We start from the raw sequence: 22,232 nt of genomic DNA on the forward strand, positions 1-22,232 counted from the left end.
GTGACCCCGGTAAACCGCGCATCGTAGCGCCGGAATGGCGGAAGCGCGAATGACCGGGGTAACCCATCTTGGTGACTATTGGGTCATGCGAAAGCCGCGCTTGGCCCGGGGTTCCGGCGCCGATTTGTCGTGGCCCCGGGGAATGGCGGGAACCGGCCGCGGGACCTACCGCTCGCGCAGAGGCTTTTCCACGCGGCGCAGGTCTTCCTCGGTGTCAACTCCGATGGTGTCGTGCGTCGTTTCGGCGACGTGGATGGCGATGCCGTTTTCCAGGAACCGGAGTTGTTCCAGGCGCTCGCTCTGTTCCAGCGGCGATTCCGGCAAGCGGCAGAAGCGCGCCAGAGCCTCCGGCCGGTAGGCATAGAAGCCAAGGTGCTTGAAGTAGCGGGTTGCCCCGGTGGCGTCGCGGTCGAAGGGGATGGTGGCGCGCGAGAAATACAGCGCCCGCCCCGCCGCGTCGGTCACCACCTTGACCGCGTTCGGGTTGTTCACGTCGGCGGCGCTGGCGGGGGTCTTCAACGTGCCCACCTGCACGGCCGCGTCGCGCATCAGCGCCAGCAGCGCGGCGATGTGTTCCGGGCGCGTCATCGGCTCGTCACCCTGGATGTTCAGGTACACGTCCGCCGCGATCCTGCCCGCGACTTCATTCACCCGCTCGGTGCCGCTGCGGTGCCCGGCCGAGGTCAGCATGAATTCCCATCCGCAAGTGCGGCACAGATGCGCGATCTCCTCCGCGTCGGTGGCCACCACCACATCTTCGGCGCGCAGCAGCGGCGAGGACCGCACCGCCTCATAGACGTGCGCCAGCATGGGCCGTCCCGCGATCTCGCGCAGGGGTTTGCGCGGCAACCGCGTGGAGGCCAGCCTCGCCGGAATCACCGCCAGCACCCGCATGCGATACAGTTTCGAGTTTCACCTTTCAACTTGCAAGGTGAATCGTGGGGAAGGGCTATCGCGGCGAAAAGCTTGGAGAGCGGAAGCACAATGATGTAATGCTGCTCACAACTGCAGTTGACCCAGGTCACAGCCAGCGCCGCAGCGCAGCACTAGGCTATTAGTGGTCCGACGGTTAGGCTCTCGTTGGGACCAGAAGGCAGGCACGATTCATGCGCAAGACGGCATTCTTGATTGCAGTCGCAGTCCTTATCCTCGGCACAGCCGCAATGGCGGCCAATCAGTTTGGAATCGCGGACACGCGGCCGGTCACGTTCTATGACACAGTCCGCGTGGGCGATACCTTGCTGCCCGCGGGCAACTACGTGGTAACGCACCAGATGCAGGGTGATGAACACATCATGGTGTTCACCAGGGTTGGCCGCAAACCGGTTGAAGCCCGTTTGAAATGCACGCTGAGGCCGCTGAGCGCGCCGGCAGCGCAGTCCCAGGTCGAGTACAGGCTGAATGCGGCCAAGGAACATGTGATTGCGCGCATGGTGTTCAAGGGCGACCGCGCGGAACACATTTTCCAGGCTGGTAATTAGGTTCTCGGCTTTCGCTTTTCGGTTGTCGGTACTCGCATCATCGCCGATTGCCGATGACTCGCCCGGAATGAAAACAGGGAGCAGGCCGGCGGTCCTGCTCCCTGTCGACTCTCCCGCACAAACTGGCAAAGTTCTACCCCGCGCAACCTGACGCGTTCGCGCTACTGCGGAATCGTGACCGTCACCGAGGACGAGTGCTGCAACGTCCCCGAGGTACCGGTCACCGTAATGCTTACAGCCTTTGCACCCGGCGTCGATCGGGAAGAGGATTGCGTCTGGGTTGTGCCCCCGCCGCCGCAGCCGATGTGCGACGCCACCAAGAGCAGCAACAGCATGAGCAGCACCGCCATCTGCCACTTCTTGCGGCGGCCGGCGGCGAGGAACACCATGCCGAAGACCGGCAAGGTTCCAAACCACACAGCGATGTAAGCGGGCGTGGACCGGCCTGGAGCACGCGCCACCGTCGAAACCGCAGTAACGGTCAGGGTAGCGGTGGCCGCGGCTGCTCCCGGCGTGACGCTCGCCGAGGAGAACGAGCAGGTCACGTCAGCGGCGCCCGGCGCGCACGACAGGTTGATAGGCGCGCCAAAGGCGCCGTACTGCGGCGTCATGGTGATGGTGAAGGTAGTGGACTGGCCGCGGTTGAGGGCCACCGAACCTGCCGGTGCGCTCACCTGGAAATCGGCGACGGCGATGTTGGCCGCGACTGCGGGCGAGTCGGCCTCGCCGTCGTTGACCACGAGCGAGACCTTCGACACACCGAGCGCCAGCGTCACCGTGGGGTTGACTCCTGTGACCGTGCCGCCGCCTTCGGGGAACGGACCCGACCAGCGATAGGTCAGCGGATCGCCGTCAGCGTCCACGGAAGCGGAGCCGTCAAGGGTGACGCGGGCGCCGGCGGTCATGGCGCCGGGCACGGAGCGGTCGCCGCCGGCATTGGCCACCGGGATCGTGTCCACCGGTTCCAGCAGTGCGAACGGCGAAAGCGACATCACTTGGCCGGCGATCACGCCCGAGGACGCATTCAAGCCCGTGGTGCGGTCCACCCACGTTCCGCCTTCGAAGTGGAACAGGCGGAGGAGCGCGGGATGACGGAAGTTGGCGGGCGAGAAGTGGATGTTGAGAGCGATGGCGCCGACGTATTCTGCGTTGGTGCTGATGTCGAAGAAGGCCGGCTGAAGCCCGCTGCGGAAGCCGGGCGGCGGGCTGGTGGCGGACATTGAAGCCATCGTCGTGCTGCCGATGCGGGTGACGGTGCTGAAGGTCGTCAAAGCAATCAGGTTGTCGGCCGGATCGGAGATGTTGACGGCGATGTTGGTTCCCACGGGCGTGTTGAAGCTGTCGAGCGACGGGCCGAGGCGGAAGCTGTTGTTGATCGGGTTGAGATCGGGTTGGTCGGCGCTGGCGTGGTAGGTGTTGGCCGCCCACCCGGCATTCGGCGCCGTGACAGCGACGGTTACCACGGCACTGGCGCCATTGGCGAGCGCACCCAGGCTGCAAGTCACGGTCGGGGCGCTAAAGGTGCACGCGCCCTGCGTGCTGGACGCGGAGACGAAGCCGTAGTTGTCGAGCAGGTCGGTAAGCACCACGTTGGTCGCGCCGGCCGGACCGTTATTGGTAACCGTGGCGGCGAAGGCGGGGAAGCCTCCCACGGGGCTGGGCGCGCCGGCGGCGGAGACGGCAAGGTCGGCGACATTGGCACTGGTTACCACCGTGGCAGTGTTATTGCCAAGGTTCAGGTCCTGGTTATTCGGGGCCGCAATCACCGCAGTATTGGTGAGCGAACCGGAAACGCCGGCCGCAACAGTGGCCTGGATGGCGATATTTACCGTTGATCCGTTGGCGATGGATCCGACATTGCAGGTCACGACGACAGGTTGGTCTGCGGCGGGGATAGGCGGGGTCGGACAAATCGTGCCCGGCGTTGCCGAAACGAACGTCAAGCCCACGGGCAACGTATCGGTGACGGTCACGCCGGTGGCCGTGTTGGGTCCGCCATTGACCGCCGTGAGGGCGTAGGTGACGGTGCTACCCGCCACGGCATATTGCGGCCCGGTCGCAGTGATCGCCAGATCAGCAGATGACTGCACCACGCCATTTCTCACCTGGAAAATGTAGCGTCCCGGCTGGGTACTATTCAGGGTGCTGTAAATCAGCCCCGTGGCCGCGTTGCCGTCAAGGAAGGAGCCCGGCACAGCGGAGCCGGAGAGTTCGAAATAGGAACCGGTAGTCCCAGTGCCGTTGGAATAGCCGACACGGGCCGAATCACCGCCCAGCCCGTCAACGCCGCCGCTGGCGGCGCCGGTCTCCCATTGTATTTTGTCGTAGTTGAATTCAATGTCGAGGTCACCGGGATTCACGTCGGAACGGTCCACCAGAACCAACTGGAACAAGTTGAGCAGGGTGGGCGCAGCTTCGCCGAAGTAATCCACATTAGGCCAGTTCACCCCGAAAGCCGGGCGGCCGTTCACCGTGTCGTTGCCGTACGTCACCAGGCCAGATCCGATTTGGTAGGTCCCCACGTCCGAGAAATAGGGAGCGATGATCTGCAGGTTCGTGGTGGGAAGGGGGAACGGCGTATACGTTCCGAGCGGCGAACCAAAAGTGACGTTGCCGTTATTGTTGACGAACAGCGAACTGACCTGCACACCAAAGAAGTTGACAGTGAAACCAAGGGGCACGGGGCCGAAGGAGTCGTCATCATTCGGCAGGGTGATGGTGTTGGAGAATCCAGGCAGGTTGCGGAGGGCGCCACCGCCCGACAAGTTTGCGCCCGTGACTTGCACGGTCTGAGTGGCGCTATTGTTGGGCAGAGCCGGATCGGGCTCGTTGGCAGTAACGGTCGCGGTGTTGGTGAATGTCCCCTCACCCGAGGGCACGGCCAGCGGGACCAGGATGAGATTGACAGTGGGGCTGTTGCCCGCAGCAATAGAAGTGAAGTTGCAGGTCAGCGCACCGTTGGACACCGCGCAGTCGGTCAGATCGTCGATGCTGGCAAACAGGGTGCCTACGGGCAGAGTGTCGGTGAGGACCACGCCCGTGGCCGGACTCGGGCCATTATTCGTCAGCGTAATCTGATACGTGACGCTGCCGAGGACCGCCACTGGGGAAGGCGAAGCGGTCATGGCCACGGCGACATCGGCGACGGCGGCGGCGACCGTGACGGTACTCGTGGCGGAATTGTTGCCCGGCGCCGTATCCGGCTCGTTGCCCGTCACGCTGGCGGTGTTGGAGAGCGCGCCCAGCGCGGTCGGCGTGACCACCACGACGTAGGTTGCGTTGAGTCCCACGCCGAGGGCGGGGCCGCTGCAGGTCAGGACGGTAGTGAGCACGCAACCGGAGGTCGCGCCCACGAAAGTGACGTTGGCCGGGAGCGTGTCCGTCAGGGTGTACCCGCTCGAAACGGACGGGCCGTTGTTCGTCACCACGATGGTGTAGGTGAGATTGGCGCCGGGCGCGACGGTCGCCGCGGAGGCGGTCATGGTCACGCCGAGGTCAGCGGCGACCACATTGGCGGTATCGGTGGCAGTGTTGTTGGCGGGGTTCGGGTCGTAGCTGCCGCCGTCAATTTTGCCCTGCACGGTGACGGCGCCGGGGGTGGTCGTCTGCAGGACGAGGGTGCCGCTGATCGAAATGGGGGGTGGGCCGGGGTTCGGGCCGTTATGGCTGAAGCCGCAGAGCAACTGGTTACCGGAGAGCGTGCAGTCAAAGAAGGGGGAATTGAAGAAGCTGCTGGAAATCGCGCTGAGGCTCTTGTCGAAGTTGATCAAGAAGCCGCCGTTAGAGCCGTTGGAGTCGTTCCCGGTACCCAGAAATGGACCGAAGTCGGAGACGGTGACGTTAAAGGTGATGTTGCTGCCCAATGCCACGGGATCGGGCGAGTGGGAAATGGCAATGCCGAAGTCCGCCGGCGCAGTGTCGAGGCGCTTGGGATTGACAGCCAGTTGCCACGGACGACGACCGGTGGCAACTTTGGTGATGAGCACCGATGGGTCGCCCTGCACCGCCGAGGCGATCAGCGCGTTGCCGTCAATGATGGCTACGCCGTCGTCCAATGCGCCCAGCGACACGTAGATGAGCCCATCCGGAGTGACGATCATGCCGGGCCCGCCGGTCGCAGTCGGGACGATGAAGTAGTTCACGAACGAGAAGTTCGAGGTGGCGCGGTCGAAATTGAACACCTCGACCAGCTTCTGGGACGGATTGTGGATAAACAGGTGATTGCCGACGACCCTGGAGGTGCTGAGCGGTCCAGCCACCAAGCCCGGCGGAACGACGCCGGTGATGGTTGTCAGCAGTTTGGGCGAGAGCGGGCTGGCCCCCGTAAGCGGGTTGACGCTGAGGTCAAACACCAGCACCTGGCCGGTAGTCGCACCCTGCAGGATCAAGCTCTGCCCATCCGGCGTGACCTCGACGTGCTGCAAGCTGCTGCCCGGCAATGTCCCTAGGCTGCTTGCGGTAATTGGCGTAGCCGTGTGGTTGAGAATGTCGAAGATCAGCAGCGATGCTGTAGCAGAAGAAATGCTGGTGTAAACGTACTTTCCATCCGAAGTAACTGCCAGTCCTCCCGTAAGTGTGGTGCTCGTGTTAGTGGCGATGCTGTCGATCACGGTATTGACCGCGGGCGAGTATGGGTCGGCGTCAATCAGATTCAGCTGCCTGAGATTCCCGGTCGGGGTTACCGACATTACGTACGCGACTGGCCGCCCAGTTCGTGGATTCGGGCCGGTTGCAATCGTATCCCCGTTTGGAAAGTTACTGCTAGGCAGATCAATCGTGGTGCTGGAACCGCCGACCACGCCGGCAATCACCCCAAAGCCCGTAGAGGATGGCGACGTCGGCGTGAAGAAACTTGGCAGAAAGAACTGGGACCCGTCGGGCGCAAATGCGATCCCCCCTGTATGGGAATATCCGGCGGTTGTGCCGCGATGCCGCAGTTCTCTCTCGATAAAGTTAATCTGGGTATCGGCATTATCCACAACTGCGACCTGATATTTCGGCTGGAAAGAGAGCGGCGAGAGGATGTCTACACCATTCACTCCGGTGCCCGACGTGCCAATCGCGCCCGGCGTGCCAGTGAAGATTCCGCTCAAGTTTTGCCCATTCGGCGGCGCCGCGGTATTGGGATTCGTGACTACCAACGGCGCTTCCTGGGCGGCTGATCCGGCCGGAACGATTACCTGAAGCTGATTCGAAGAGTTGAAGGTCGCCGGCAGCGCAGCCAGCGTGCCAATCTTGACCGTGGAATCGGAAGCGAAGCCGGCGCCGGAGATGGTCAGCGTTGTGGCCACATCATTGGTGAAGACCTGCGGCGAAACCTGCGTGATCGCAGGTGAACCAGGCGCGGGGAGCAGGTCGGTGAAGCCGACCCCGGCCAATTGCGGCCCATGGCCGATCGCCAGCCTCGTCACTACCGAGGCGCTGGGGTTGGACGCGAACACCGTCGTGTCAATGACCGCGACGTTGAAAGGAGTGGCGCCGTATGCCGCCGGGTCAACTGAAGCGACAACGTAGAGGCGCGTGCCATCCGAATTGATGGCCATATAGCTATCGTCGTCCAGCGGCAGACTGAACCCTGAACCCAGCAGGGCCAAGCCGGAGGTCACGTTCACCCGCTGCAGTCGCGGCGGGAAGAAAGACGACGTCGTCACAAACCCAAACACCCCCGTCGGGTTGGAGGCGCTGGGAGTGATTACCAGGCCATCGGGTGTGAACGACAGCGGCAGCGTTGCGGTCACCGTGTCGGTGGTAGTGTCAATGCGGATCAGTTGATTGGGGCCCTGCTGGGGCACGATCACGGCGGATCCATCCGGCAGGGCGGCAATAGTCGAGGTCAGAAGACTGATCCCGTGTGCCAGATTCGAGCCCGCCGCCACCGAAACCGCATTGGTGGCAAGGTTAATGACGATCACACCCAGTTTAGGAGAAGTGTTCGTGGTGGCGATGTAGGCCTTGTTGTTGGCGATCACGATGCTTCCGAACTGAATATCGTTGGTGACCGCCGCGTTGTCTCCCACCAGGCCGTTGAGGTTGATGGTCTGGACGATCTGGAAGGTCGTCGTATCGATGATCAGCACCTTGTCCTGATTGGAGTTCGGCACCACCAGCTTGCTGCCATCCGGCGTGACGGCCGCATTCTGTGCCCTACCGACGATCGGGATGCGCTTGAGCTCGCTGCGCGTGGGCAGGTCCACCACCGTCAGGTAGTCAACTTGGTTAGTTACGAACGCGAGGTGACGGTTGGGTGAGAAAGCGATCGCATTAGGCCCAACGCCGCCTGGAATGTCGCTGGCGACGATGGCGTTATCGCTGACATTCACCGACGTAAGGGTACCGGTGTAGAAGTCGCCAACGAACAGGTGCTCGATCGGGGTCGCGGCATTGGTGAGCGGCAGATTGAGGACAAAGACGTTGTTGGCGAAGTTCGGATCGGCCGTATTGGCAGAGACCGAGCCGGTGATGGTCACCGTGCCGTTCGCGGACGCGTCGCTGGCAACGAACGTCGAGGTGAATGTGATGGTCACTTGCCCGCCCGGCAAAATGTTGCCTGGCGAGCAAATCGTGGCGCCGGGCGTCGACGTGCACCCACCCTGAGTGGAAGTGTAGGTCGAGGGCGAATGCGCGGTGGAGGAGAAGTTAACGGTGACGGCAGAAGCCACGTCGGGTCCGTTGTTGGTGATCACCCAGGTGCGCGTGTTCGGGCTGCCGGCGACGGCAGGATTCGGCGACACGCTGCCCGTGATGGCCAGGTCGGCGCCGTTCGCCACCATAACATTGAGTGTGGCGGCGTTGTTGGCCGGGTTGGGGTCACTCTCGTTGCCGGAGACGGTGTTGGTAAAGGCAAGCGTGCCCAGGGAAGTAGCCGTCACGTTGACGTCGACAGTGATGGAATTGGAAGTGCCTAACGTGCCCACCGGGCAGGCGACCTGGCTCGTGGTGATTGTGCACACAATGCTGAGCGGCCCGCTGATAACGGACGCCGAGTTCACCACCGCGCCGGCAGGAATGGCCAGCGTCATGTTGACGCCGGTGGCGGCCGAGGGGCCGTTGTTCAGGACGTGGACGGAGAGGTCGAAGGGCGTGTTCAGGGCGGCGAGGCCGGTTGTGCTGTCGACCTGCAACGGCAGCGCACTAAAAATGCCGGCTTCCAGGTCAGCACTGGCGTTGCCGCGCGGGCTCACCGCCACGTTGGCCGGGTTGACCGCCGTCCTCATCTTGGTGATGAGTGAAATCGGGTTGCTGAGGGCCACCGGATTGTATTCCAGCACGGCGACCGCGTCTTCGCTCTCCAGGACGGCATAGATGAGCGTGCCCTCGGGGGTCACGGCCATGGGTGCACCGGCAAACCTCCCCGGTGGGCTGGGAATGGTGTAGGAACCGATGGAAGCGAAGTTGTTGTTCGCGCGGTCGAAATTGAAAACCTCGACGTAGCGCTGGTCGCTGGCATAGGCGAACAGCCGCGCGCCTACGACCTGGAACCAGTACAGCAGCGGCGGATTGGCGCCGGAGCCGGTGATGGTCTTGACCAGGACGGGCGCAAGCGCGTTGGCGCCCTGAATGTCGTACACCTTGATGCTGGCGCCTCCGGTGCCGCTCAGCAGCAGCGAGTGGCCATCGGGGGTCACGTGGATGTGTTGCTGCGTGGGATCGGCGCCCAGGGTGGTGATGTCGGCAATGATGGTCGAGGTGCTGTTCAGCACATCGAAGATGACCAGGCGTGAAACCGCTGGGCTGACGTTGCGGGCGTCGACGGAGTAGACGTAGCGGCCGTCGGGGGTGACGGCGAGACCCTGCGAGGAGAAGAAGTCCGTATTCGGCACCTGGATGGTGCGCGCCAGCAAGGTGTTGCGCGTGGTGGTCGAGGACGGATCAACATCCACGAAATACAAGGTGTCCGAACTCTCGGTGGCGGCGTCGCAGCTTACCAGGTAAAGGACCTTCTTGCCGGTGGTCGGGTCGGGAGCGATGGCGTAATTGTCACCTCCACCAATGCAATCGTAGAAGGTCTGGGATCCGAAACCCGATGTTGGACCGAGTATGGGCGACAGAGATTGCTGCGTGTCCAGATTGGTAACGTCCACTTCCGCCAAACCGGAATAGGCGTACAAGCCGTCCGGGGAAATGGCGATGCCGGGCGAAAACGGTCCGCCGGGCAGGAGCGCGGAATCGCGGAATAGAAGCGAGAGCTTCGGAACGCCGTAACCGGAGATGGCGACGGGATGCGAGGGCGCGAAGGTCGCCGGAGGATCAATTCGCAGTTTCTCCCCGCCGCCGTACGAACCGCCGCCACTGACGTTGGCGGCCAGCGCACCGGCGGCCGAGTTCGGCAGGGTGACCACGATGCTCCCGACCTGTACTGCGGCGCCGGCGGGAACCGTGACCGTAACTTCCTGCGGCGAAACGAAGGTCGAGGGCAGCGGGTCGAGGTTGCCGATGCGGACCAGGGCGCCGGCAGTGAAGTTGTCGCCGAAGATGCGGACGAGCTTGGGCGCTTCGTTGGTGATTTCCTGCGGCACCACGTCGGAGACTTGCGGTGCTGAGGGCAGCGGGAAATTCTGCACGTAACCGATGGCCAGCCCGCGCACCGAAATCGAGTTCGGGATGACGACCGTGGACACGAGCGCGGTTGACGGGCTGGTCACGATCAATGCCGCGTTCAAGGTGTACAGCGTGCTGTGCGGGCCGGCGGATCCCTGGAACACCCCATTCACGGCCTGAAGCGTATTCCCGTCAGGAGTCAGCGCCATGTCCGTGACCGGGCTCCCCAGAGCCACCGATCCGGTCAGCAACTGGCCATAGGTGGCAGACCCGCTGCGCAAGTCGAGGACGCGAATCGCGCCGCCAGGGAATCCCAAGAAAGCGACGACACCGCTGGCCGCGTTCGGATTGCGCGTGATGGCGATGGTTCGCGCGCCCCCAAATGTCATCGTCACCGTTTGTGACAGCGTATTGGTGGAGGTGCTAATCAGGTAGACGAGCGCCGAACCGCCTGTCTTCAGACGATCGAAGACGGCAACCGTGCTGCCGTCGGGAGTGGCGGCGACTTGGTGGCCGGCGTGAAGCGCGAGCAAAGCGGCCGTACCGGTCACGGTTGAAATGCCCGGCGAAGCCGGGTTGGCGAAATTCACCACCATCACCGGGCCGAACTCGTTGGCGATATACGCTTGATATCCGACCAGTGCCAGTGAGAAAGGATGGATGTCGTTGACCCCCGCAGCGTCGAGGACCTTGCCGTCGAGGCTGATCCTGGTCACGGCGAAGGTCGCTATGTCAATGATGTCCAACTCATCGCGGTTGTAGCTGACCGAGACCAGCTTTTGGCCATCCGAGGTGATGGCGATGCTCCATCCGCCGACATCGCGAATGCGCGCGATCTCCGCCTGAATCGTGAGATCCACCACCGAGATGTAGCTGCCATTGACATTGCCGGTAAAGGCGAGCCGGCCGTTGGGCGCAATGACGACATTGGAGGGGTTGGCGCCGACCTGGGTCGGTAGCCCACAGCACAGCGGGGCGGGATTGGGGTAGCCGCTGTAGGCCTGGACCGTGCTGGTTTCGTAGTCGGTGAGCAGCGTGGTGAGATTGGAACCTAGCGCCCCGGTAACCGTGACCGTCGTCGAGGCCGAGTTGTCGGCCGAGTTGGCGTCGGTGACCGAGGAGCTGACCGAGGCGTTCGCGACGTAGGTTCCCTGCAGCGCCGCGCTGGCGAAGATGGTAAAGGAGACGGTGCCCAGGCTCGGGATGTCGGGCAGCGTGCAGGTGACCTGCCCCGCGGCACTGCAGGACACACCGGCCGAGGAGGAAGAGAAGCCCACGTACGACAGGCCCGTCGGGCTACTGCCGGTAAAAGACACGCCGGTCGCCGTATCCGTCCCGTTGTTGGTAACGGTGATATTGAAGGCGGCGCTGCCGCCGACGGGAACGACTGGGGAAGTCGTCGCCAAGGTCACAGAAAGATTGACGTTGGCTTTGACGGTAACGGTAAAAGGCGGCGGCGTGTTGTTCGCGCCCGGCCCGCCGTTGGGGCCGTCGTCCACCACCTGCGAACTGGAAACCGTAAAGGTGGCGCTCAGCGAACCGGCGAGGTGCGGGGTGACGTTGATGACGATGACCGTACTGGAAAAGGGCGTGAGATTCACGACGGGACAAGTGACCGTGCCGGCAGAGAGAGCGCAGCCCGCAGTCGATGCCCCTTGGTTGAACGTCACGCTTGCCGGCAAGGGGTAGCTGACAATGATGCCCGTGGCGGTGCTGGGACCGTTGTTGGCGGCGGTGACGGAATAGTTAAATGCAGTGCCATTGGTGACGGAACTGGGGCTGCTGATACCGGTAATCGTCAAATCCGCCCGCCGCTGCACGGTCACCGACATTGAGGTCGCGTTGTTCGTCGGCACGGGATCGTCGGCGGCGGTGGACACCGTGGCCGTGGCGGTCATGGTGGGTCCGACCGGCGGCGTTGCCAGGGTGTTGGCAGTAACGTTCACTGTGACGTCCACGCCTGCTCCAGGAAACGCTACCGTACCCAAGCTGCAGGTAAACGTCTGCAGGCCGGAACACGTGCCCTGGCCGGCGATGACGCTGTTCACGGTGAGGTTGGTGGGCATAGCCCCGGACACCACCACGGAGGACGCCGGATTCGGCCCGTTGTCAGTCACGACAATGGTGTAGGCATACGTCGTACCCTCGGCCGGCGTGGCGCCCACCGGAGAGGACATGCTGATGCCTAGATCGGCGCCTGCCGACACGGTCACGGTCAACGATGTCTGGTTGCACACCGAGCCGGCACAGGCAGAGATGCTCGTGGACCCTAATGCCAGGCCGTAGGCGTGGCCATGATTGGTGGCGTCGTTGGTGATGGAAGCAACCGTGGTGGTGGAAGAGCTCCAAGTGACGGATTGCAAAATTTCGGTGTGACTATCGGCGAAGGTGCCGGTCGCCACGAACGGCTGGGCCGTGCCGACAGCCAGGGTTGGGGCCGCAGGCGAGATGGCGATGGAGACCAGGTTGGGCGGGGTGAGGCTGGCGGCGGTGTAAAGTTCGGCGCTGTTGAGGTCGCCGCCGCCGCCAAAGCCGCCCGCGACCAGGACGCGGCCATCCTTAAGCAGCGTGGCGGAATGGATCCCTCGCGCCGTGCCCATGCTGCCGGTTGCAGCGAACGTACCCGTCGTCGGGTCGTAGGCCTCGGCGCTGCTGAGCGCGATGCTACTCAAACCGCCCGTAATCAGGACGCGGCCTTCTTGCAGCAGCGTGGCCGTATGCGCGTCCCGCGCCGTGCCCATGCTGCCGGTGGCAGCGAACGTGCCCGTTGTCGGGTCGTAGGCCTCGGCGCTGTTGAGCGCGGCGCTACCGTTGGGTGAGCCGCCCGTAATCAGAACCCGGCCGTTGTTCAACAGCGTGGCCGTGTGGAGGTACCGCGCCGTGCCCAAGCTGCCGGTGGCAGCGAACGTGCCCGTTGTCGGGTCGTAGGCCTCGGAGCTGCTGAGCGCGGCGCTACCGTTGGGTGAGCCGCCCGTAATCAGGACGCGGCCATCATTCAGCAGCGTGGCCGTATGGGCGAACCGCGCCGTGCCCATGCTGCCGGTTGGGGAGAAGGTGCCGGTCGTCGGATCGTAGACCTCGGCGCTGCTGAGATAGCCGCTCGTGTCGTTGAAACCGCCGGTGATAAGAATGCGGCCATCATTGAGCAGCGTGGCCGCATGCACGTATCGCGCCGTGCTCATGCTGCCGGTCGGAGTGAATGTGCCTGTAGTCGGATCGTAGAGTTCGGCGCTGCTGAGAACGCTGCCGCCGTTGTTACCGCCCGCAATCAGTACGCGGCCGTCATTCAGCAGCGTGGCCGTATGGAAGTACCGCGCCGTGCTCATGCTGCCGGTTGCAGCGAATGTGCCGCTCGCCGGATCGTAGATCTCGGCGCTGCTGAAATAGCTGCTGCCGAAGAGAGCGCCGCCCGCAATCAGCACGCGACCATCATTCAGCAGGGTGGCCGTATGGTACGCCCGTGCCGTGCTCATGCTGCCGGTGGTGGGGGTGAAGGGGGTAAAGACTTCGGCGCTGCTGAGATAGCTGCCGTTGTAACCGCCCGTAATCAGGAGGCGGCCATCCTTCAGCAGCGTGGCCGTATGGTAGGCCCGATTTGTGCCCATGCTGCCGGTTGCCGTGAACGTGCCCGTCGCCGGGTCGTACGCCTCGGCGCTGCTCAGATAGCTGCTGCCGCTGTAACCGCCCGCAATCAGGACGCGGCCATCATTCAGTAGCGTGGCTGTATGGTCTAGCCGCGCCGTGCCCATGCTGCCGGATGCCGTGAAGGTGCCCGTCGCCGGATCGTAGACCTCGGCGCTGCTGAGGTTGCTGCTGCTGCTGCTACCGCCCGCAATCAGGACGCGGCCATCCTTCAGCAGCGTGGCCGCATGGTAGCCCCGCGCCGTGCCCATGCTGCCGGTGGCAGAGAACGTGCCCGAGGCCGGGTCGTAGACCTCGGCGCTGCTGAGATAGCTGCTGCCGTTGAAGCCGCCAGCGATTAAGACGTGGCCATCATTCAGTAGCGTGGCCGTATGGTCTTGCCGCGCCGTGCTCATGCTGCCGGTGGGCGTGAACGTGCCCGTCGCCGGATCGTAAACCTCAGCGCTGGCCGAAGCGCCACTGCTACTGATGCCGCCCGTAGTCAGGACGCGGCCGTCATTCAGCAGAGTGGCCGTGTGTCCGTATCGCGCCGCGCTCATGCTGCCGGTGGGCGTGAACGTGCCCGTCGCCGGATCGTAGACCTCGGCGCTGCTGACGATGTTGCCGCCGTTCCACCCGCCGGCAATCAGGACGCGGCCATCATTCAGCAGCGTTGCCGTATGGTAGCCCCGCGCCGTGCCCATGCTGCCGGTTGCCGTGAAGGTGCCGGTCGCCGGATCGTAGAGTTCGGCGGTATTGAGGGTGCTGCTGCCGTTGAGACCGCCCGCAATCAGCACGCGACCGTCATTCAGCAGCGTGGCGGTATGCTGATACCGCGCCGTGCTCATGCTGCCGGTGGGAAACGCAAAAGGCGGGGCCTGTGCGATGGCTATACTGCCAATCCCCAGGCACAAGAGTGCGAGGACAACAAACGCACGTAGTTTCATGAAGGTCCGGGCGGACACTGATGGCTGGGTCATTTCGACACTCCACAGCGGTCGCCGCCCCCACTCACATGGCTGCGACCCGCGGTAATCCGTTGAGGACTACGGCTTTCGAATTAACGGGGGAGGGCTGCATATTATCGCTCTGCGCTTAGGTGTCAACAGGAATTCCTGAATTCATCCCACGCCGGAGACGGCGGTGGTTACGACTGTAACTCGCGGAAGAATCAGACCAAAACCTCGAGAAGTGGAACTGGTGGCGGCGGTTGGACTCGAACTTGAGCCGGTTTGCGGGCGTGAGCGACCCCGAGCGCAGCCGAGGGGGAGCGGGAGCCCGCTGGCGAAATCCTGAGCCCGCCTTTGGCGAAGGACCTCTTGAGAGCCGATCTGAGGGGGAAACTGGTGGCGGCGGTTGGACTCGAACCAACGACCTAGGGATTATGAGACCCTCGCTCTAGCCACCTGAGCTACACCGCCACATAGGAAGCCGCGCCCGGTGGCGCGGCAAGCGAGACCACTTCCAATTCTATGAGTCGCGTGGAAACAGTGTCAAACTTTCACCGCGGGCCATGTCCCCTCGAGGGAAAAGAACGGTAGCGTCGGGCAGGGTTCCCGCATCCAAACACAGGTATAATGTGAGCCACTGGCTCACCAGTGAGTCGGCTCGAATCAGCAGCGCGTGGGAGTTTCATGTCCAAGAAAGTCAAAGCAGTAATCCTGACGGTTTCCATCGCCATCGTTCTGTTCACCATCGCCGGCGGGCTGGGAGTCCGCGCGGCGTCGAACGACGGCGCCTATCGCCAGCTCGGTGTTTACAGCGAGGTGTTGTCGCGCATCCGCAGCGAGTATGTGGAGGAGCCCAACATCCCGCAGGTGACCGACGGCGCGCTGCACGGCCTGTTGGAATCACTCGATCCCAACTCCAGCTATCTGACGCCGGCCGAATACAAGAAGTATCGCTCGCATAAGGCCGAAGCCAAGGGGCAGATCGGGGCCACCATTTCCAAGCGCTTCGGCTACGGCGCGGTGATCTCGGTGATCCCCGGCGGCCCGGCCGACAAGGCGGGCATCGAGAATGGCGACATCTTCGAAGCCATTGAAGGGCGCACCACGCGCGAGATGTCGCTGGCAGAAATTCAGTCGCTGCTGGCGGGCGAACCGGGATCGAACGTGAACGTCTCGGTGGTGCGCGCGCGGCGCGCCGAGCCGCAGAAGGTCACCATCACCCGCAATACCGTCAAGATTCCCGACGTCAGCGAGAAGAGTCTTGAGGACGGCATCGTCTACATCAAGGTGGATGCCTTTAACAAGGGCAAGGCGCAGGAGATCGCCAACAAGCTCAAGGCCGACCAGTTGAAGGGCGCGAAGAAGATCATTCTCGACCTGCGCGACTGCGCCGAGGGCGACGTGCAGGAAGGCGTCGCCACCGCCAACCTTTTCCTGGACCACGGCATCATCGCCTATCTGCAGGGGCAGCGCTACCCGCGCGAGACCTTCAATGCCGACCTGAATAAGGTGGTCACCGGCCTGCCGCTGGTGGTGATGGTGAATCGCGGCACCGCCGGCCCGGCCGAGATCGTGGCCGCCGCCATCCTGGAGAACGCGCGCGGCGACGTGTTGGGCGACAAGACTTTTGGCGTCGGCTCGGTGCAGAAAGTGATCGAGATCCCCGACGGCTCGGCGCTGATCCTGTCCATCGCCAAGTACTACACGCCCGCCGGCAAGGCGATCCAGGACACGGCGATTACTCCCAACATCCTGGTCGCCGATAGCAACGACGACTTCGTGCTGCCGGACGACGACGACAACTCCGGCGCGCCCGACCAGCCGAAGAAACAGCGTACGCTGCAGAACGATGAGCAGCTCAAGCGCGCCATCGAGGTGCTGAAGAGCCGCGACGCCAAGGTCGCCAGCGCCGCCAAGTAGCCGGCGTTCATTTCTCGTGAAATGTGTAGCCCGGCCGCCCTCGGCCGGGTTTTTTCTTTCCTCATTAGGGTGCGTGGCGCGCGAATTACCCGCAGGGGCCGCGCTACTCGGCGTATACTGAACCCAGCGCTGAGATGCACCAGATCCTGCGCTTGCGCCTTCGCGATCTAGGGCCTGTAACTCGAGGCCATGTCCACGGTTTCAATCCGCCAACCGGTCAGCCAGAAAGATATAGGTGTAGGGCATGAAACGACCGCCGCCAGTGCGAGCAGCCAGCCTCTCTGCCGTCAAGAAACACGTTCTGATGGTGGTAACCCGCAGCCCCAAGAACAACCTGCGCGTCAATGTCTTGCGGAAGCACGGGCTGGAGGTGGTGTGCGCCAATCACATCGGCGATGCGCGCATGCTCTGGCACCCGGACACCTATGACCTGGTCCTGTTTGACCTGCGCCACGAAAATGGCGCCGCGACAGAGCTTTGCCGCGACATCAAGGCCGAGCGGCCGGGCCAGCTCGTCGCCTTCCTGGTCGGCAAGCCGGACTATCTGGCCAACGCGCCTTTGAAGGGTGAGCTCGACAGCGATGAAGCTCCCAAGCGCTACGAGGAGACGTTGCGCCAGCTCATGGCCACGGCTTGCGAAGCTTTGCCGCAGCGCGGCGGATTCCTGGAAGCGACCTGGAAGATGTCCCTCGCCCGCGCGGTCAAGCCAAGCTCGGTTCCGCGGCCGCCAGCGCCGGAAGTTCAGCACGTCGCCGAACTGGCGGAAGTCCCGGTCACGTTTTCCTTTGGCGACGCGGTCAGGCAGGCCGAGGCCACCGGGCAGGAATCTTCGTGATGCGGGTTCCGCGCGAATGTAACACCGGCATCAAGCTGCTGCAGCACCTGGCATCTCTTCACCGCGCATCTTTGAATCTGTGCCCGGTCTTTTTTAATGGCAAGATGATTCTCCCCAGGGAAGGGCCCGGCGATCTCGCCAGCAAGATCGAATCGATGCTGGCCGGGTCCAATCTCTTGGAGTTCTCCTGGTAACCACCTCCGCCGTCGTCCCGTGCTATTCTGATTTCGCGCCCCGTTGAGTTTCCATGAAGTCGATCTATGCCGAGCTGCCGCCCGTGGAAGTGGCGGGAACCAAGCTGGTGGGACGCGTGGTCTTCGCCCTGCTGGTGTTGGCGTCCGCGCTGATCGGCGCCTTCGGCGGCCTGCTGCTGGTCTATTCCACCGACCTGCCCGAGGTCGGCGAACTGCAGCGCTATCACCCTTCCACCATCACCGAGCTTTACGACGACCAGGGGCGCGTGGTCGGCTCCTTCGCGTTGCAGCGGCGCGTGGTGGCCGGTTACGACGATTTCCCCAAAGTCCTGCGCGACGCCATCATCTCCGTCGAAGACAAGGATTTTGAAAAACACTGGGGCGTGAACTTCTGGCGGATTCTCGGCGCCGCCTACAAGGACATCGCGCTCGGCCAGAAGGCGCAGGGCGGCTCGACGCTCACCATGCAGCTTTCGCGCAACCTGTTCCTCACGCCCGAGCGCCGCTTCCATCGCAAGATCCAGGAGATCATGCTGGCCATCCAGATTGAGCGGCGCTTCACCAAGCCGCAAATCTTCACCCTGTATGCCAACCAGATTTTTCTCGGCCACGGCGCTTACGGCTTCGAAGCCGGCTCGCTGCTCTATTTCAGCAAGCATGCCAAGGACCTGACGATCGAGGAAGCCGCGCTGCTGGCCGGCCTGCCCAAGGCGCCGAACTTCTATTCGCCGCTCAACAATCCCGAGCGCGCCGCCCGCCGCCGCAACCTGGTCATCAACGCCATGCTGGAGGACGGCAAGATCACCGCCGACCAGGCCGCGCACGCCAAGTCCATGCCCATCCTGCTGCACCTCCAAAAGGACCCCAACTATTTGGCGCCCTACTTCGCGGAAGAAGTCCGCCGCTATCTGGAGAAGAAGTACGGCACCGACGAGGTCCACCAGGGCGGCCTGCGCGTCTACACCACGCTCAACCAGGAAATGCAGGAAGCCGCCAACCGCGCCCTGCTCGACGGCCTGGCCGCTTACGAACGCCGCCACGGCTGGAAGGGCAACTTGCCCAACATGGTCGCCGCCGGCCTCGACATCGACAAGTACCAGAACCCCGATTGGGACGAACCCATGACGCCGGGCAGCTACGTGCACGCGCTCGTTCTCGACGTCAGAAAGGCCGCGGCGACGGTAAAGTTCGCACGGTACACGGCGACCCTGGCGCCGGCGGACATCGCCTGGACCACGCACAAGTCGCCGGATGAAATCCTCGCCCGCGGCGACATTGCCTACGTCAAAGTCGTGTCGCTCTCCGAAACCGGCCCCTCCAAAGTGTCGCTCGAGCAGGACTCGGGCACGCAGGGCGCGCTGCTCGCCATTGACAACGCCACCGGCGATATCAAGGCGATGGTCGGCGGGCGCGACTTCGACGAATCGAAATTCAACCGCGCCACCCAGGCCATGCGGCAGGTTGGCTCCTCGTTCAAGCCCTACGTGTACACCGCCGCAATTGACGGCGGCGCCACCCCCGACGACATCATCCTCGACGCGCCCGTGACCTACTCCACCGCCTCCGGCCCCTACTCGCCGCACAACTACGACGGAAAATTCGAGGGCAACATCACGCTGCGGCGCGCCATCGCGCAGTCGCGCAATATTCCGGCGCTCAAGACCGCGGCCCGCGTCGGCATCAGCACCGTCATCGAGTACGCGCGCAAGTTCGGCGTCACCTCGCCTCTCCCTCCGGTGCTGCCGCTTGCCCTTGGCGCCGCCGACATGACGCTGATGGAGCAGACCTCCGCCTTCACCACCTTCCCCAACGACGGCGTTCGTGTCGTGCCGCGATACATTCGCAAGGTCGTGGGATACGACGGCCGCACCCTGGAAGAGAACTATCCCGACGTGAAAGACGTCATCAGCCCGCGCACCGCGCGCATCATGACTTCCCTGCTGCGCGAGGTGGTGCTGCACGGCACCGGCTACCAGGCCAGCAAGCTCAAGCATCCGCTCGCCGGGAAAACCGGCACCACCAACGATTTCACCGACGCCTGGTTTGTCGGCTTCTCGCCCTCCATCGCCTGCGGCGTCTGGATCGGCTACGACGAGAAGAAGACGCTCGGCAAGAAAGAAACCGGGGCGCTGGCCGCCCTGCCCGTCTGGATTGACTTCATGAAGGTCGCGCTCAAGGGCCGCGACAAGGAAGACTTCACTCCTCCTCCCGATCTGCCGCGCAACAACGCCGCCAGGGTGGACACGCCCGACTTCCGCCCCAGCGACGCCGTAAGCCACTAGACCCAGTCTCGCCGCGCAGCCTGCAGGCCCCGCCGCCCTGCCGGGGCTGACTAAAGTCGTGGCACTGACGGTTGGGGCGCCGGCCGCCGCCAACCGCCGCACGCACCCCGCTCCGCGCTACAATCGTGACCCTCAGCCATGCGCGGATTTTTCCGATTCCTCCTCCTCGGACTGGTGTTGCTGATCGTCGCCATGACGTCGGCCTTGACCGCCATGCGGGTCGCCATTCACGGGCGCGAAGTCGTGGTGCCCAAACTGGTCGGCCTCACGCCCGCACAAGCGGAGCGCCTCGCGCTGCAGAATGGGTTGCTGGTTGAATTCGAGAACCGCTTCTACAGCACCGACATCCCGCAAGGGCGCATCCTGTCGCAGGAGCCGTTTGCCGGGGAGAAGGTCCGCCGCGGCTGGCATGTGCGGCTCGCCGAAAGCCTCGGCCCGCAGCACGTGGTCATTCCCGACGTCGTCGGCCAAAGCAGCCGCGCCGCCGAAATCAATCTTCGCCGCCGCGGCCTGGAGCCCGGCACCGTCGCCTACGCGCACCTCCCCGGCCGGCTCGAAGACCAGGTGATCGCGCAGAGCCCGCCGCCCGCTGCCGTCGGCGTGGCATCGCCCAAGGTGAATATGCTGTTTGCCTTGCCGCCGGAGCCGTTCGCCTTCGTCATGCCGAACCTGGTCGGCCGGCATCTCTCCGATGCGGCTCGTGCCATCCAGGACGCCGGGCTGAAGCTCGGCAATGTGCGCACCGCCGCGGTCGACCTCACAGCCACCAACGCCGGCGCACCCACCGTCGTGAGCAGGCAATCTCCAACCGCGGGACAAAGAGTTGCCCGCGGCAGCAGCGTCGAGCTGGAAGTCGCAAAGTAGTCGACCACGGATTTCCACGGATGCACACGGATCGTAGAAAGGCAATTTTTCAGAATGACCTGTCGGCCTCGGCGCCCCAACGGGGCTGCTGTGTAGATGCCCCAAGAAACGACTGCCACAGGCCTCCTCGCGTCTGCGCTCCACTAATCTGATCCGTGTTCATCCGTGACAATCCGTGGTTAAGCTTTTTCCAGCATCGCCGCGAAAAAACCATCTCCCGGCGGCGCGCCCGGGATCGTCCGCAGATATGGCCCGTCGAGTAACGCGTCAATGTCCTCCCACGCCAGCTCGCCCGATTCCTTCAGCCGCTCCAGCTCTGCCCGGCAATCCACGATTTCGAAGTCCGCGCGCGACTGCAACGCCTCTTCCACCACCTGCACATTTTCTTCCGCCTCCAGCGAGCAGGTGGAATAGACCAGGCATCCGCCGCTGCGAACGTGTTGCATGGTCGCCTTCAGGATGGCCACTTGCCGCGCGTGCAGATCGGCGAGGTCCGCGGCCGTCAGCCGCCACTTGCTCTCCGGATTGCGCGCCAGCGTCCCGGTGCCGGAGCAGGGCACGTCCGCCAGCACCCAGTCGAACAGCCCGCATACCGGCAGCTCGGTCGCATCCGCCATCATGACGGTGACGTTGGGCAGCGCTGCCAGCCGCTCCTGCAACAGCGCCGCCCGGTGCGGATGAATGTCGGTGGCGATGATCTCCGCTTCGGGATTGCGCTCCGCCATGATCGCCGTCTTGCCGCCTGGCGCCGCGCAACAGTCCAGCAATCGCTCACCGCTTCCCACCAGCAGTCCTACCAGTTGCGACGCCTCGTCCTGGATGGCAACCCGCCCGGTGCGAAACGCCGCCGTGTCGGTCACGTCGCCCTTGACCACTCGCCGTGCAGAAGCGAGCAGCGCGCCGCGTTTCAATTGAATGCCCTCGCGCCGCAACTCCTCTTCCGCCGCCGGATCGCGCAGCCGGAGCGCGGTTTCGGGCACCTGCTGGTTGAATGCGCAGATCCTGTCCGCGTTTTCGATGCCGTAGTGTTCCGCCCATCGCTCCACCAGCCACAGCGGATGGGCATGCAGCGCGGCGGTTGCGGGCACGCTCCTCCCACGCGGGAATGGCGCCGGCTCCATCAGCTCGGGCTTCTCGGCCAGCTTGCGCAGCACGGCGTTGGCGAACGGCACCGAGTACCGCCGCCGCGCCCGCTTCACCAGTTCGACGCTCTCATGCACCGCCGCCCGCGCCGGCAGCCGCAGAAATCCGATCTGGTACGCGCCCAGTCGCAACGCCGTCAGCACCTCCGGATCGAGCTTTTCCAGCGGCTGCGACGACACCGCGCCAATGCCCAGGTCCAGCCGCGATCGCCAGCGCAGCGTCCCCATCACCAGCTCGGTGCACAGCGCGCGGTCCTGTTGGGAGAGTTGTTCCAGGCGATCGGAGTGCAGCAGCTCGGAGGCGTACGCCTGCTGCTGCTCCACGCGGAGCAGAATGTCGAACGCGGCTTCGCGCGCAGGAGAAGGCATGGTGACCCAATGAAAAAGCTGAACACAGAGTCACAG

9 protein-coding genes and 1 tRNA gene are annotated in these 22,232 nt (G+C 63.8%); 6 read left to right on the forward strand and 4 right to left on the reverse strand.

Annotated elements, in window-relative coordinates; all coding sequences use genetic code 11:
• Positions 1 to 165: 165 nt before the first annotated feature.
• A complete protein-coding gene (gene kdsB / locus LAN70_01065; GenBank protein MBZ5509738.1) occupies positions 166 to 894 on the reverse strand; it encodes a 3-deoxy-manno-octulosonate cytidylyltransferase in 729 nt (242 codons plus the stop codon).
• A gap of 212 nt (positions 895 to 1,106) precedes the next feature.
• Here kdsB and LAN70_01070 point away from each other — a divergent pair, with 212 nt between their 5' ends.
• Entirely contained in the window at positions 1,107 to 1,481 is a 375-nt protein-coding gene (locus tag LAN70_01070) for a hypothetical protein (protein MBZ5509739.1), read from the forward strand.
• 161 nt (positions 1,482 to 1,642) lie between these two features.
• On the opposite strand, the gene LAN70_01075 is transcribed toward LAN70_01070, so the two are convergent.
• Both LAN70_01075 and LAN70_01080 read right to left on the reverse strand, forming a co-directional pair.
• Complete coding sequence (locus LAN70_01075) at positions 1,643 to 14,620, reverse strand: DUF11 domain-containing protein (GenBank protein MBZ5509740.1); 12,978 nt, start codon at positions 14,618 to 14,620, stop codon at positions 1,643 to 1,645.
• Positions 14,621 to 14,984: 364 nt separating this feature from the next.
• Positions 14,985 to 15,061 (reverse strand) — tRNA-Met (locus LAN70_01080).
• Between the two features lie 213 nt (positions 15,062 to 15,274).
• Here LAN70_01080 and LAN70_01085 point away from each other — a divergent pair.
• The 5 genes from LAN70_01085 to LAN70_01105 all read left to right on the forward strand — a co-directional run bounded on the left by LAN70_01085 (position 15,275) and on the right by LAN70_01105 (position 20,685).
• Entirely contained in the window at positions 15,275 to 16,510 is a 1,236-nt protein-coding gene (locus tag LAN70_01085) for a PDZ domain-containing protein (protein MBZ5509741.1), read from the forward strand.
• A 244-nt stretch (positions 16,511 to 16,754) separates the two neighbouring features.
• The gene (locus LAN70_01090; GenBank protein MBZ5509742.1) at positions 16,755 to 17,345 is read left to right on the forward strand and encodes a response regulator; all 591 of its coding nucleotides are present in this window, start codon (positions 16,755 to 16,757) and stop codon (positions 17,343 to 17,345) included.
• Complete coding sequence (locus LAN70_01095) at positions 17,345 to 17,539, forward strand: hypothetical protein (protein ID MBZ5509743.1); 195 nt, start codon at positions 17,345 to 17,347, stop codon at positions 17,537 to 17,539. The genes LAN70_01090 and LAN70_01095 overlap by 1 nt, the downstream gene beginning before the upstream one ends.
• Before the next feature lie 53 nt (positions 17,540 to 17,592).
• A complete protein-coding gene (locus LAN70_01100) occupies positions 17,593 to 19,821 on the forward strand; it encodes a PBP1A family penicillin-binding protein (GenBank protein MBZ5509744.1) in 2,229 nt (742 codons plus the stop codon).
• A 138-nt stretch (positions 19,822 to 19,959) separates the two neighbouring features.
• Positions 19,960 to 20,685 (forward strand): PASTA domain-containing protein, encoded by a 726-nt coding sequence (locus tag LAN70_01105; GenBank protein ID MBZ5509745.1) that lies wholly within the window; start codon positions 19,960 to 19,962, stop codon positions 20,683 to 20,685.
• A 179-nt stretch (positions 20,686 to 20,864) separates the two neighbouring features.
• Here the strand turns inward: LAN70_01105 and rsmB are convergent, their stop codons facing one another.
• Entirely contained in the window at positions 20,865 to 22,196 is a 1,332-nt protein-coding gene (gene rsmB / locus LAN70_01110; GenBank protein ID MBZ5509746.1) for a 16S rRNA (cytosine(967)-C(5))-methyltransferase RsmB, read from the reverse strand.
• Positions 22,197 to 22,232: the final 36 nt, after the last annotated feature.

It is taken from the genome of Terriglobia bacterium, from assembly GCA_020072845.1.
GTDB lineage: Bacteria > Acidobacteriota > Terriglobia > Terriglobales > Acidobacteriaceae > JAIQGF01.